This is a genomic window from Pseudoalteromonas sp. SG44-17 (assembly GCF_014164235.1).
Classification (GTDB): Bacteria; Pseudomonadota; Gammaproteobacteria; order Enterobacterales; family Alteromonadaceae; genus Pseudoalteromonas; species Pseudoalteromonas rhizosphaerae.
The window spans coordinates 43,073-56,573 of the sequence record NZ_JACJEV010000004.1 but is presented as its reverse complement, the minus strand read 5'-3'; the positions used below and the strand labels follow the sequence as shown (position 1 = coordinate 56,573).

The 13,501-nt window shown below is 41.2% G+C and carries 11 protein-coding genes; 7 read left to right on the top strand and 4 right to left on the bottom strand.

The genetic code is table 11. From position 1 onward, the window contains the following. Window positions 1-8 precede the first annotated feature (8 nt). From H5182_RS04380 to H5182_RS04365, 4 genes are read left to right on the top strand one after another with little or no spacing between them, the layout of a single operon-like run. Window positions 9-218: a histidine kinase gene (locus H5182_RS04380; RefSeq protein ID WP_145241196.1), complete on the top strand. Its 210-nt coding sequence runs from the start codon at window positions 9-11 to the stop codon at window positions 216-218. Between the two features lie 21 nt (window positions 219-239). Then, window positions 240-1,724: an ATP-binding protein gene (locus H5182_RS04375; RefSeq protein WP_182759593.1), complete on the top strand. Its 1,485-nt coding sequence runs from the start codon at window positions 240-242 to the stop codon at window positions 1,722-1,724. Continuing rightward, window positions 1,725-2,186, top strand: coding sequence for a response regulator (locus H5182_RS04370; protein WP_145241192.1), 462 nt, complete (start codon window positions 1,725-1,727; stop codon window positions 2,184-2,186). A 19-nt stretch (window positions 2,187-2,205) separates the two neighbouring features. Next, window positions 2,206-4,167 (top strand): hybrid sensor histidine kinase/response regulator, encoded by a 1,962-nt coding sequence (locus H5182_RS04365; protein WP_182731821.1) that lies wholly within the window; start codon window positions 2,206-2,208, stop codon window positions 4,165-4,167. Here the strand turns inward: H5182_RS04365 and H5182_RS04360 are convergent. The 3 genes from H5182_RS04360 to H5182_RS04350 are packed head-to-tail and all read right to left on the bottom strand — an operon-like array spanning window position 4,154 to window position 7,868. Beyond that, complete coding sequence (locus H5182_RS04360) at window positions 4,154-5,158, bottom strand: LacI family DNA-binding transcriptional regulator (RefSeq protein ID WP_149981218.1); 1,005 nt, start codon at window positions 5,156-5,158, stop codon at window positions 4,154-4,156. The two genes, H5182_RS04365 and H5182_RS04360, sit on opposite strands and share 14 nt — an antisense overlap. Before the next feature lie 11 nt (window positions 5,159-5,169). Continuing rightward, window positions 5,170-6,501, bottom strand: a complete 1,332-nt coding sequence (locus H5182_RS04355) for a glycoside-pentoside-hexuronide (GPH):cation symporter (RefSeq protein WP_182734619.1) — start codon at window positions 6,499-6,501, stop codon at window positions 5,170-5,172. Window positions 6,502-6,521: 20 nt separating this feature from the next. Further along, complete coding sequence (locus tag H5182_RS04350) at window positions 6,522-7,868, bottom strand: GH1 family beta-glucosidase (RefSeq protein ID WP_182731823.1); 1,347 nt, start codon at window positions 7,866-7,868, stop codon at window positions 6,522-6,524. A 278-nt stretch (window positions 7,869-8,146) separates the two neighbouring features. Between H5182_RS04350 and H5182_RS04345 the strand changes: the two genes are divergently transcribed. The 3 genes from H5182_RS04345 (at window position 8,147) to H5182_RS04335 (ending at window position 12,603) form a co-directional block, all read left to right on the top strand. After that, complete coding sequence (locus H5182_RS04345; RefSeq protein WP_259397251.1) at window positions 8,147-9,361, top strand: sugar MFS transporter; 1,215 nt, start codon at window positions 8,147-8,149, stop codon at window positions 9,359-9,361. A 16-nt stretch (window positions 9,362-9,377) separates the two neighbouring features. Beyond that, the gene (locus tag H5182_RS04340) at window positions 9,378-11,885 is read left to right on the top strand and encodes an exo 1,3/1,4-beta-D-glucan glucohydrolase (RefSeq protein WP_182759592.1); all 2,508 of its coding nucleotides are present in this window, start codon (window positions 9,378-9,380) and stop codon (window positions 11,883-11,885) included. Window positions 11,886-12,006: 121 nt separating this feature from the next. Beyond that, window positions 12,007-12,603, top strand: a complete 597-nt coding sequence (locus H5182_RS04335; protein WP_149981213.1) for a fumarylacetoacetate hydrolase family protein — start codon at window positions 12,007-12,009, stop codon at window positions 12,601-12,603. Here the strand turns inward: H5182_RS04335 and H5182_RS04330 are convergent. After that, entirely contained in the window at window positions 12,542-13,483 is a 942-nt protein-coding gene (locus H5182_RS04330; protein WP_182734622.1) for an ABC transporter substrate-binding protein, read from the bottom strand. The genes H5182_RS04335 and H5182_RS04330 overlap by 62 nt on opposite strands. Window positions 13,484-13,501 lie beyond the last annotated feature (18 nt).

Below are 13,501 nucleotides of genomic sequence, written 5' to 3'. Positions count from 1 at the left end.
GGGGTAGCATGGCTAATAACGATAAAATCAATAAGTTGATTCATGATGCACGCGGACCACTGAATCGTATATCGATGAATGCAGAATTGATCAAATTAGTGCTAGAAAATGATATGCCAAAAGAAAAAGCATTGGCAGCACTTGATAAAATAATAAGTAATTGTCAGCAATGCAGTGACAGCTTGGAACAAATATCGAATCTCGGCGTCGTTGAATAAGATAATATAAAAGGATTATAAATGAAGCTGCAAAAGCAACAAGGTAAGGTCAAGGTAACCTGGGCCAGTTTTATCGCGGTGCTGCTGTGTATTGTGGTGGGGAATGCGATTTTGGCAATGAATACCATTCAAAGCCTGACTCAAACCCAACAGCGTTTAGATGATACTAATATGTTAAACACCGCAATTGAGAAGCTTCATCTTTCAATTGTGCAGGCAGAATCAGGACAACGTGGTTACTTATTAACGGGCGATAAAGATTATTTAGCACCCTACAACGACGCTATTATGCAGCTCAACTCACAAGCTACACTGGTTAAAAATTTACGTACTGAAATTGCAGGCCAAGCAGATAAAGTAGCACGTTTACTATTTTTGGTTGATGATAAAGTTGCGGTATTAACCAGAACCGTTGATTTAGCGTTAGCAGATAAAGAACGCCGTGCCCATTATTTACTAGAGACGCATCAAGGCCGTAAGCTTTACGAGCAAATTAGAGAGCTCGCTGATGAAATTCAAGATGCGGAATCTGCTTTTAAAGCTGTGCAGTTTCGAAAGTTAGGGCAAATTAAAAAAGAAGCCAAACTCACTTTTGCAATTACTGCCGTAACCAGTGCTTTATTGATCCTTGGTATGTTTATGCTCACGCGTATTAACTTACATACAGCGGCAAAATATCAGCAGGAACTTGAATATCAAAACGAAACACTTGCTAGTAAAGTGACCGAGCGTACACAAGAGCTCACTTTGTACTCTGATGAACTAAGTCGCAGTAACCGTGAGCTTGAAGAGTTTGCTTTTGTAGCGAGTCATGATTTGCAAGAGCCACTGCGCAAAATTCAAGCATTTAGTGATCGCTTAGAAACCATGTTTAAAGACGAATTGGGTGAAAAAGGTGTTGATTATATCGCGCGTATGAAAAATGCAGCGCAAAGAATGTCTAATTTAATTAATGACTTGTTAGAGTTTTCGCGAGTGACAACACGTGGTAAAGACTTTGCCGATACGGATTTAAAGCAAGTACTTGATGATGTGCTAAGCGATTTAGAAATTGCGATTAAAGAGTCAAATGCGCAGGTCAACGTGGGCGAAATGCCAGTAATACAAGCTGATCTGAGCCAAATGCAGCAGCTATTTTTGAATTTGATTTCAAATGCGGTGAAATTTAGACGTCCAGATGTGGCACCAATTATCACTATTGAGTATCAGCATCATACTGAATTTAATGATGATTATAATACAGAGCTGGAATGGCAAATCATTACAGTGAAAGATAACGGTATTGGTTTTGCGCCAGAATATACCGACAAAATTTTTGTTCCGTTTCAACGTCTGCATGGGCGTTCGCAATATAAAGGCACGGGGATTGGTTTATCCGTGTGCCGACGTATTGTAGAGCGTCACGGCGGTACGATAGCGGCACAAAGTGAAACCGGTGAGGGAGCAACCTTCATCATAAAACTACCTGTGGAAAGCGAGCTTTTCACATTGCAAGGAGAGGCTTAAATGCCATTTTCTAAAGTAAAGCCAATCACCATTTTAATGGCTGATGATGATGAAGATGATCGTTTATTAACGCAAGACGCACTCGCTGAAAGCCGTGTATTAAACGAGTTATACTTTGTTGAAGATGGTGTGGAGCTTTTGGAGTACCTAGAGCGTAAAGGTAAGTTTGAAGACAAAAACTCATCGCCACGACCTGGGTTGATTTTATTGGATTTGAATATGCCACGCATGGATGGACGCGAAGCGTTGCAAGCGATTAAAGGCAATTCAAACTTAAAAGGTATTCCTGTAGTTATTTTAACCACGTCTAAGCAAGAGGAAGACATGGTTAAGGGTTACGATTTAGGCGCGGCTTCATACATTACTAAACCAGTTACGTTTGATGGCTTAGTTGAACTAATGAAAACGTTAGGTAAGTACTGGGTGGAGTTTGTAGAGTTACCTAGTACGTTTAATGACTAAATAAAAAACTGGAGACGCTATGTTAGATAAGGCAACCAGACTGTTACTTGTTGAAGACGATGAAGATGATTATATTTTAACCTGTGATTATCTAGAGCAGCTGAGTTCGCATACATTTGATATAGAGTGGATCAGTGATCCCAAGCAGGCAGTTAAGGTACTGAGTAAAAATCAGCACGATATTTGCCTGCTTGATTACCGCTTAGGGGCTTCAGACGGCTTAGCAGTTTTAAAGCAAGCTGTAGAAAATGGTTTTAATGGCCCTATCATTATGCTCACAGGGCAATCAAACGACGCCCTTGATTTAGCCGCTTTGGATGCCGGAGCTGTTGATTACCTCGTAAAAAGTGAAATGAGTTCAAGTCGCTTTGCCCGCTCTATTCGCTACGCATTAGCCCGACGCGATGTTGAAGATGAACGCCTTGAACGACTCAAAGCAGAAGCCGAAAATCGTTCTAAAGACCGCTTTTTAGCACATTTAAGCCATGAGCTACGCACTCCGTTATCGTCAATCTTGGGCTATACCGAGTTGCTTATGCAAAGTGAATTTAACAATCATGCCAATAATGAGTTAGGGGTTATTTATCGTAATGGTAAGCATCTACTTAGCTTGTTAAATGATGTTCTCGATTTATCAAAAATAGCTGCCGATAAACTGGAGCTCAGCTGCAGTGATGTCAACCTTGATAGTTTAATGGCTGATGTGTTTACCTTAATGCGAGTATCTGCGCTGGATAAAGGGCTGTCGCTGCGTTTTGAGTCATTACAACCTTTGCCCCTTGTAATTAGTATTGATGCGACACGGTTTCGGCAAATTTTAATTAATATCATCAATAATGCGATTAAGTTCACCGAGCAAGGCGATATCATTGTTCGCGCATGGACAAAAGTTATTGATGGCCGTGAAATGCTGTTTTTTAGTATTAAAGATTCTGGAATGGGTATTGCCCCTGAGAAACAAGCACTTATATTCAAACCATTTGAACAAATAGCCGATGTAGAATCGCGCTCAGTTGGCGGCGCGGGGTTAGGTTTAGCTATTTGCTCTGAATTGTTGAGTCGTATGCAGGGCGGGATCACATTAGAGTCTGCTATCGGTCATGGATCTGAATTTACTATTTCAGTGTATCCGGGCAATATTCAATATGTAGAGCGCAGTGTATTAAAGCTCGATTTGACACCTAATATGCAGCAAAAAATGGCCCCTTGTAAAGTCAGTGGCCGAGTATTGGTGGTGGATGATTTACGAGATTTACGGGTGTTAGTTGGGCATATGATTTCTTCTGCTGGTGCAAAGGTTGATTATGCTGAACACGGTAAGCAAGCACTTGATAAAGTAACTAAAGCACAACAGCAAGGTGATCCGTACGACATTATATTTTTAGATATTCATATGCCGGTGATGGGGGGCAAAGAAACCACGATTGAACTTAGAAAAATGGGTTTTAAGGGGGCGGTAATAGCGCTTACTGCTGCCACGATGAAAGGTATACATAGCGAGTTATTGGCGCTGGGTTTTAACGATGTGATAGGCAAACCTGTTGATTCAAGCTTACTTTATCAGTGCTTAACTAATTACTCTATGGCGGCTAATAAGCCCGTTGATAAATTAGCGCAACCAGCGCGAGTAAAAAGTTGTGCGCGTTTTTTATTGGTTGAAGATGATGCAGATGCGGCGCAAATCACCCAGTTATTACTGGAAAGTTTAGGGGTTGAAACCGTTGTTGCAACTAGTTATGAGCATACTTTAGCAATTCTAAAAAATGACTCTCAATTTGATAAAGTGTTATTAGATATGCATTTGCCTGATGGCAGTGGCTTGGATTTAGCTCGTTATACAAAGCAGTATTATCCAGATCTAAAGCGAGTAATCGTCAGTGGTATACAGCCAGATCCGAAGCAAATTGAACTCCTTGAGATAGAGCAAGTATTACTTAAACCGATTAATTTAGCATTACTAACCCAACTTATTGAGGGTTAGTAATAATTGATTGACGCACCACTAATTCAGGTTCAAAAAGAGTTTGTAAAGCTGGGGTGGTTTTTTTATACACCTCACTTAAAATCCAGTTAGCAGCCATTTGGCCCATTTCGTTGATTGGGTAATTGACGGTACTAAGTGGTGGATACACATGACGGGTAAAAAATACGTTATCGTAGCCCATAATAGAAAGTTGCTCAGGCAAGATTAATGATGACTCACGGGCACTGGCCATAGCGCCGGTTGCCATTTCATCATTGGCACAAATTAGCGCTGTAAATTTTGAATTACCGTTATATAAATGCTGAAAGCCTGCAGTGCCGCTGTCTTCCATAAAATCACCTTGATATAGTAATTGCTCATTAAAACTAATGTTGTGCTCTGCTAGAGCTTGTTTGTGCCCTGCAAGGCGATCTTGAGCATCTTGTTTCCACAGTGGGCCGCTGATATAAGCGATATTCGTATGGCCTTGCTCTAATACGTGTTTAGCCGCTAAATAACCGCCTTTTACGTTATTTAAAATAATGCAGCGCGATGCTAGTTCGCGAATGTATCGGTTGATCAGTACAAAAGGAGTTTTCCCTTTGCTCAACTCTATTAAGTAGTCATCACTAATTGCTTCAACATGCAAAATTAAGCCATCACAATTACGACTAATTAAAAACTCGATTGCTTGTTGTTCACGTTCTTCGTCACTGTGACCTGCAGCAATGATCACATGCTTGCTTTGTTTACGAAAAGCGGTCTCAATGCCGCTCATCATTGGGCCATAGAAAGGGCCTTGTAGTTCGGAAACTAATAAACCAACACTATTTGAACAGTTAGATGCGAGAGATTGTGCAATGGAATTAGGCCGGTAACCAAGCTGTGTCATCGCAACGGTTACCTTTTTTCGCGTTGCATCACTGACATTAGTATTATTATTCATTACCCTTGAAACGGTCGCTAATGAGACCCCAGCAAGTTTTGACACCTCATAAATGGTCGCCATGATATTCCTTGTTAAGTACTACTTCTTTGGGCTAAATCAGCGTTTATTTTCTCTAAGGTATTATTATCAAGAATATACCTTTTCATGATCAACGCGACAAGTACACTACCAATTGCAGGAAACAGTGTAAACGAGGTTAAAATACCGGCTTTAGTTGCTTCATTAAGCTCAGTGTTAGCCTGATAGCCATAGTAAGCCAGTAACCAACCAGCAATAGCTCCGCCCAGTGCAAGGCCTAGTTTAATAAAGAACACCACGCTTGCATAGACCAAGCCAGTTAGCCGATGGCCATTTTGCCATTGTCCGTAGTCAATTGCATCTGCCATTTTTGCCCATAACAATGGAGTTGCCATTTGGGTGAAAAAACACCATAAAAAATAGACTGCAAACGCGAGCACTAATTGGTCGTCAGATAAGAAAAATGCAAAACAGCTTATGGCCGCAGAGATGTATTGGAGATATATATATGCTGCTTTTTTATCAACCCGTTTACTCAGTGGTTGCGCGCAGGCGCAGCCAAGGATATTACCGATCATTCCCAAGGTAACAAATTGCGTAACTAAGTCGCCTTCACCAAGAACATATTTTACGTAATAAATTGCTAAAGTCGTACGCAGCACCATACTCGTGAGCAGCATAATGGCAGCACCACAGAGTATTTTAAAAGGACCGTTTTGCCACAACGTTGCCATTTGTGCTTTGAGGCTAAGGGTTTGTTGCTGTGGTGCAACCACGCGTTCTTTAGTAAAGCGAAAGCAGGTCAAAAATAATATCACACCGAAACAGCTCATCAGTATCATAGTAAGCTGATAGCCAAGAGCATTATCGCCTTTACCAAACCAGCTTACTAATGGCAATGTGCAAGCACTGACGAGTAAGCCACCGAGCATACCAAATACAAAACGATAAGATTGAATGGATACGCGTTCACTCGGATCGCGACTTAGTACTCCACCCAAAGCTGAATAAGGGATATTAATTGCGGTATAAACCAGCATTAATAGCGTATAGGTGACAAACGCGTAGATGACTTTTCCTGTCGCGTTTAAATCTGGTGTGGTAAAAGTAATTACACTAACCAGCCCAAACGGGATCGCGAGCCACAATAGGTAAGGCCGGTAGCTACCATATTTGGTTCGGGTTGCATCGGTGAGCGCCCCCATTAACGGATCGGTGATTGCATCAATAACTCGCACCACTAGGAACAGAGTACCAACGATGGCCGGAGAAATACCAAATATATCGGTATAGAAAAAAGTTAAAAATAGCATCACGGTTTGAAAAATGATGTTACTTGCAGTATCACCTAAGCCATAGGCTATTTTTTCTTTTCTAGTTAGCATAATTGGTACTCATGTTGTTATTATTTTTTGCGCTGTGTGAGCAATGCGCGATATTGTATTGCGCTCTCTTTTAGTATGCGTTGCTGGTTTTCATAATCAACATAAACGAGACCAAAGCGTTTTTCATAGCCGTATGCCCATTCAAAGTTATCCATTAAGCTCCATGCAAAATAGCCTTGTATATCAACCCCTTGCTCAACTGCGTCATGCACTGCATTGAGGTGGGTATGATAATAACTAACGCGCTCTGTATCGAGTACTTGGCCATCTCGTAGTGTATCTGCCATGGCCGCACCATTTTCAGTTACATAAACTTTAGGTAGTTGGTATAGCTCATTTAATGATACTAACAACTCAGTTAAACCTTGTGGATAGACTTCCCAGCCCATGTCAGTCACAGCTATGTTGTTGATTTGTGCTTCGGCAAACCAGTTATCATCAGTGTTTTTGTAGTGTATGCGGGTATAGTAATTAACGCCAATAAAGTCGATTTTTTGACTGATTATCGCCATATCATTAGCAGCTATATGGGGTTGCACTTCACTACTGAGGCTATTTAAAAGCGCCGGATACTGACCTTCTAAAACTGCTTTGATATACCACTGATTGTGATATTGATCGGCTAATAATGCTGCTTGTGTATCGTTTTCTGTCATTGGATAAGCTGGGCTGAAGTTAAGAACAATACCAGCTTCTATATTAGGGCAATTGGCGCGCAGTACTTGCATGGCAAGACCATGGGCTAACAATAAATGATGAGCCGCCTGACGACCTGCTTGTTGGCTTTTAATACCGGGTGCATGTACACCCACTTCATAGCCTAAATAGGCACTGCAAAAAGGTTCATTTAAAGTCGCATAAGAGTCAACTAAACCTGTCAACTGCTTGGTAACTAAATCAGTATAGTGAGCAAATGCATAGGCGGTGTCACGGTTTAACCAGCCACCGTTATCTTCCAAGTGTTGGGGTAGATCCCAGTGATATAAGGTGACATAGGTCTTGATGTTGCGTGCTTTTAAAGCCGTTAATAAATCACGATAAAAGCCAATGCCTTGCTGATTAATACTGCCATCTTGATGCAATACGCGCGGCCATGAAATAGATAATCGGTACGCATCAACGGCTAAGTCAGCAATCATTGCGATATCTTGTTGCCATAGTTCAACATGGTTACAGGCTGTATCGCCATTGCTATTGTCGGTGATAGCCCCTGGTTGGTCACAAAAAGTATCCCAAATAGATGTCAGGCGTGCGTTGCGAGCTCCCTCAATTTGAAATGAGGCTGTGGCTACACCAAAGGTAAACTGAGGTTTAAGTAGCGCAGAGCTAGGCGGCAGAGAAATAGTTTTAAACACGATTAGGTGCATCCTTTAACATTCAGTTTTGGCAATTACTTTTACATTAAGCGCAGCATAGTTATTAAAATGGAAGCGCTTACAGAATGTTTGTAAATAAATTGCTAATTTCGATTTATATGATATAAATGTAAGCGCTTACATTTTATGTTGCAACTATTATTTGCTTTTTTTAAGTAATGAAAAAGTACTTTAATAAACGTAACGAACTGATAATTAAAATAATTAGAGAGTTTAATATGGCAAACGTCACACACAATTTGGCAACGAATGAACATAGCCTACAACCAATGGGCAAACAAACGTTTGCTTTAACGTCGTTGACCACCTTATTTTTTATGTGGGGGTTTATTACGTGTCTAAACGATATTCTGATCCCCTATTTAAAAGGGATGTTTTCACTCAATTATACCCAAGCGATGTTAATCCAATTTTGTTTCTTTGGGGCTTATTTTGTGATGTCGATACCCGCTGGTAAGTTGGTGAGTAAAATAGGTTATCAATTTGGTATTGTGGTGGGCTTGGTGGTGGCAGCGGTTGGTTGTGCATTATTCTATCCCGCAGCCGTAGCGCATGTTTATGAGCTGTTTTTATTGGCGCTATTTGTACTGGCCTCGGGGATTACCATCTTACAAGTGTCAGCCAATCCATACGTAAGCGTACTTGGCGCTGCAAAAACAGCGTCGTCGCGTTTAACCATGACCCAAGCATTTAATTCGTTAGGTACTACGGTTGCGCCAATCTTTGGTGGCTGGCTTATTCTAACCGAAGTCAGCCAAGCAACCGCAGAGCAAGTTAAACTTCCTTATCTAATGCTTTCAGCAAGCTTGCTGGTACTTGCGGTTATTTTTGCTTTTTTAAAATTACCTAAACTTGGCAAAGCAGCAGATGCTGAGAGTGAAAATCAATATGTTGAGAACTTTATTGATTTAGGTAGTGTTTGGCAGTATCGCCATTTAATTTTAGGAGCCATTGGCATTTTTGTTTATGTCGGTGCTGAAGTCGCAATCGGCAGCTTTTTAGTAGGCTTTTTAACCTTAGATCATATTGCGGGTTTTACTGAGCAGCAAGCAGCACATTATATTAGTTATTACTTCGCTGGCGCCATGATAGGTCGCTTTATTGGTGCTGCCATCATGCAAAAACTCAATGCAGGTAAGGTATTGGCATGTCATGCACTACTTGCCATGGTACTGGTGTTAATGGCGATGACAGGACAAGGGGCATTAGCAATGTGGGCTATTTTGTTGGTCGGATTATGTAACTCAATTATGTTCCCAACCATCTTCAGTTTAGCCCTACAAGGCCTTGGCAAATATACCTCTCAGGGTTCAGGTATTTTATGCTTAGCTATTGTCGGTGGTGCAATTATTCCATTATTACAAGGCGTCCTAGCTGACAATTTTGGTGTGCAATTAGCACTATTACTGCCGATCGGCTGCTATTTATATATTACTTACTTTGCGCTATTTGGCTCAAAAGTAACAACCTCAACTCGTCATTGATAACTAGGTGGACAACATGACAATAACAAAACCACGTACTCTTTTGGTAATGATGATTGCAGCAATGGCGATGAATGGCTGTTCGCAATCAGAACAAACAGCAGCGACCAATGATATTTGGCCGATGATCAAAAGCGGTGTTAAAGACGATGCCAATATGGAGAAAAAAATTGCTGACTTGCTCGGCTCAATGAGCTTAGAACAAAAAATAGCACAGATGATCCAACCTGAAATTCGCGATATTACAGTGGAAGATATGCGTCAATATGGTTTTGGTTCTTACCTTAATGGCGGTGGGGCTTTTCCTAATAATAATAAACATGCCACGGCTGCTGATTGGATTGAACTAGCCGAAAAAATGTACCAAGCATCAGTAGATGATTCCCTTGATGGTAGCCGTATCCCAACTATGTGGGGAACCGATGCAGTTCATGGTCATAATAATGTTATTGGTGCGACGTTATTTCCACACAATATCGGTTTAGGTGCGGCTAACAATCCACAATTGATTGAAAAAATTGCTGCAGCGACCGCGCAAGAAGTGATGGTAACCGGTATAGATTGGGTGTTTGCACCTACCGTTGCTGTGGTACGAGATGACCGCTGGGGCCGCACTTATGAAGGGTATTCAGAAGATCCACAAATTGTTAGAGATTATTCAGCCGCAATAGTAAAAGGCTTACAAGGCGCAGTTGATCAAGACTTTTTATCAGATAGACGGGTGATCAGTACGGTTAAGCATTTTATTGGTGATGGTGGTACACAAGGCGGTGATGACCAAGGTAATAATATTACCAGCGAAGCAGAGTTATTTACCATTCATGCGCAAGGTTATGTGGGAGGCTTAGGTGCTGGAGCACAAACAGTTATGGCGTCGTTTAATAGCTGGCATGGCGAAAAAATCCATGGCAGTAAATATCTCTTAACTGATGTGCTAAAAGGCAAAATGGGTTTTGATGGCTTTGTTGTGGGTGATTGGAATGGCCATGGACAAATTCCTGGTTGTACCAATGGAAACTGTGCACAAGCCGCTAATGCCGGCCTTGATGTATACATGGTGCCTACTGATGCATGGAAGCCACTTTATGAAAACCTTATCGCACAAGTTAACAATGGCACAATTGCGCAATCACGAATTGATGATGCGGTAACGCGTATTCTGAGAGTAAAAATGCGTGCGGGTTTATTTGATAAACCAAGTCCTGCAAATCGTCCACTTTCAGGAAAAACAGAGGTCATTGGTAGTGCTGAACATCGTAAAATCGCAAAACAAGCAGTTCGCGAATCTTTAGTACTCCTAAAAAACAAACAACAGTTACTGCCGCTTTCGCCAAAAGCAAATGTGTTAGTAGCCGGTCTAGGTGCTGATAATATCGGTATGCAATCTGGCGGTTGGAGCATTACTTGGCAAGGTACGGGGAATCAAAATAGCGATTTCCCAGGTGGCACGTCGATTTTGGATGGTATTGAACACACTGTTAAGCAAGCGGGCGGGCAAGTTCAGCATGACTTAAACGGTGAGTTCAATACTCGTCCAGATGTCGCTATTGTAGTATTTGGTGAGCAACCTTACGCAGAAGGCAATGGGGATTTAGATAATCTTGAATATCAGCGGGGTAATAAAACGGATTTAGCGCTACTGCGAAAATTAAAGCAAGCCGGTATTCCCGTTGTATCATTATTTATTAGCGGCCGCCCAATGTGGGTAAACGCAGAACTTAATGCCAGTGATGCGTTTGTCGCGACGTGGTTGCCAGGTAGCGAAGGGGATGCAATTAGCGATGTGTTATTTGCAAATGTAGATGGCTCAGTAAATCATGATTTTAAAGGCAAGCTGTCGTTTTCTTGGCCGAATAACCCAGTTGATAACGAAAATCGTGGTGATAAAGATTATTCGCCATTATTACCGTATGGTTTTGGCTTAACTTATTCAGATAAAAACACCTTGCAAGATGATCTTGTTAAGCAAACAGGAATATCACAGCAGCTTGATGATTTAGTATTGTTTGAGCGCGCGGTTAAAGCGCCATGGAGTCTGCATTTACAAAGTGGTGAGCAGCAAAAAGTGATGGCAAGTAGTCGCGAATCAATCGGAGCTGTTAGCGTTAAAACCTTTGATAAAGACGTTCAAGAAGATGCGCGTGCAATTACCTTCAGCGGCGATGAACTAGCAGCAGTGCGTTTAAGTGCGGCATTCCCATCTGATTTACGTTCGTTTGTTGAAAAAGCAGGGCAATTACAAATGCAAATTAAGGTTGAGCAAAGTGCCGATGCCCCGCTTTGGCTTGGTATGCAATGTGGTGATGATTGCCAAGGTAAATTGGATATTGCTAAGCAGCTAAATGCAACCAACGAATGGCAGACTTTAAACATTGATTTACGGTGTTTTGCACAGCAAGGTGTTAATTTAGGTCAAGTATTTTCACCTTGGCAGTTAAGTACAGCTGCGCCATGGCAGGTATCGATTGCGAAACTCAACATCACCAGCGAGCATGTATCTACTGAGGTTATTTCATGCCAGTAATGCCTTTGTTGATCTTAATACCAGTGACATCGATCTAGATAAATAGCAATACGAAGTTAATTGCCAATAAACGTCATAAAAAGTAGTCTAGGCTGCTTTTTATTGAATAGGAAAGATCGAAATGAAACCAGTGAATCCATCAAAAGTCATTTGTATTGGTCGTAACTATGCTGCGCATATTGCTGAGCTTGGTAATCAAGAGGCAGACGAAATGGTGGTGTTTTTAAAGCCGCCAAGCGCGATAACAAATACCTTAATGTGTACTCATAAGGATGAGCAATTACATTTTGAGACTGAAATTTGTTTTCAAGTTAACAATGGCTGTTTAGCTGCTGTGGCGGTGGGACTGGATTTAACTAAGCGAGATTTACAGAGTAAATTAAAAGCCAGCGGTTTACCGTGGGAACGCGCGAAAGCCTTTGATGGCTCTGCATTGTTTAGTGAGTTTGTACAAATAGACGAACAAGCTATTGAGCATTTAAGCTTAACCTTACTGATAGATAATAAGGTGCGACAACAAGGCGGCGTTGAGTTAATGCTTTATAAACCTGCGGTTATTTCAGCCCAAGTTAGTGAGTTTATGACTTTAATTGATGGCGATATTATTATGACTGGCACACCTGCAGGGGTAGGAGCTGTGAACGCAGGAAGTAAATTTATTGCTCAGTTACACTTGGGCTCAGACTTATTGGTTCAGCAAGAGTGGTTGGCTGAGTAAGTTTTAATATCTGTTGTTGATATTGTTGATCAAACTCTGCAAAGGTATTTTCAAGCAATACACGCTGTGTTTGCTGGTACTTTGCAGACGGCAGTATGCTATTTGTTAGCACTCGATTTATTTTTTTTAAAGCATTATTAGCAAAATTATTAGGGGCATTGGTTGAGCAGCCAATCGCACCTAAAACCAGCTTATCGGCGTGATCGGCAATAGGTAAGGTTACTACATTATCAAATTCGCTGAAGCGGTTGTAGTAATCGGCTAAAAAAGGATAGTCGATAGTGTAATCAATATACCCATGATTGAGCCGATTGATCACCGAGCTGCTTTCGTTTTCACTGTTCCAACTTAATGATGTATGTTGGTCGCTTTTAGTATTTCGAGCGATGGTATTTAACTCTGGAGTAAATTTACGCGCAGCGGATTGACCAAAAATAAATTTATTATCTGTCAGTAGTTTAACTAAATTTATCGGTGAACTGTGTTGTTGGCTAATTACTTTCGCTGTTTTAGCTGAGGCAATGATAGCAAATGGTGGGTACACCGTAGTTGGCACCGAGTAGAACACTCGCGGGGTGTTAACTTTACGATGGATCATACAAGGGAAACATGCTTGTTGACCTTCATCGAGGTACTTACCTATACGTTTTTGCGGCAACATGAGGCGGGTATGCTTTATATCGGGTAATTCACTGATGAGCTGTTCGACTAAGTAATCACATAAGCCACCATCGGGAGTTTGTGCTGTTTTGGCCAGATGAAAAGGCGCTGTATTGCTTTGTAGCCAAGTTATATGGGTTACTTCATCGGTAGTATTAGCAAGTACATAGACGCTTGAAAAAAAAGAGAATAATGCAACGATGTAATAGACAATACGCATAGCTATATTTACTTTATC

Excerpts from the sequence above, each read along its gene's own strand:
- H5182_RS04380 (WP_145241196.1), top strand. The coding sequence starts at position 9 with ATGGCTAATAACGATAAAATCAATAAGTTGATTCATGATGCACGCGGA.
- H5182_RS04375 (WP_182759593.1), top strand. The coding sequence starts at position 240 with ATGAAGCTGCAAAAGCAACAAGGTAAGGTCAAGGTAACCTGGGCCAGT.
- H5182_RS04370 (WP_145241192.1), top strand. The coding sequence starts at position 1,725 with ATGCCATTTTCTAAAGTAAAGCCAATCACCATTTTAATGGCTGATGAT.
- H5182_RS04365 (WP_182731821.1), top strand. The coding sequence starts at position 2,206 with ATGTTAGATAAGGCAACCAGACTGTTACTTGTTGAAGACGATGAAGAT.
- H5182_RS04360 (WP_149981218.1), bottom strand. The coding sequence starts at position 5,158 with ATGGCGACCATTTATGAGGTGTCAAAACTTGCTGGGGTCTCATTAGCG.
- H5182_RS04355 (WP_182734619.1), bottom strand. The coding sequence starts at position 6,501 with ATGCTAACTAGAAAAGAAAAAATAGCCTATGGCTTAGGTGATACTGCA.
- H5182_RS04350 (WP_182731823.1), bottom strand. The coding sequence starts at position 7,868 with ATGCACCTAATCGTGTTTAAAACTATTTCTCTGCCGCCTAGCTCTGCG.
- H5182_RS04345 (WP_259397251.1), top strand. The coding sequence starts at position 8,147 with ATGGGCAAACAAACGTTTGCTTTAACGTCGTTGACCACCTTATTTTTT.
- H5182_RS04340 (WP_182759592.1), top strand. The coding sequence starts at position 9,378 with ATGACAATAACAAAACCACGTACTCTTTTGGTAATGATGATTGCAGCA.
- H5182_RS04335 (WP_149981213.1), top strand. The coding sequence starts at position 12,007 with ATGAAACCAGTGAATCCATCAAAAGTCATTTGTATTGGTCGTAACTAT.
- H5182_RS04330 (WP_182734622.1), bottom strand. The coding sequence starts at position 13,483 with ATGCGTATTGTCTATTACATCGTTGCATTATTCTCTTTTTTTTCAAGC.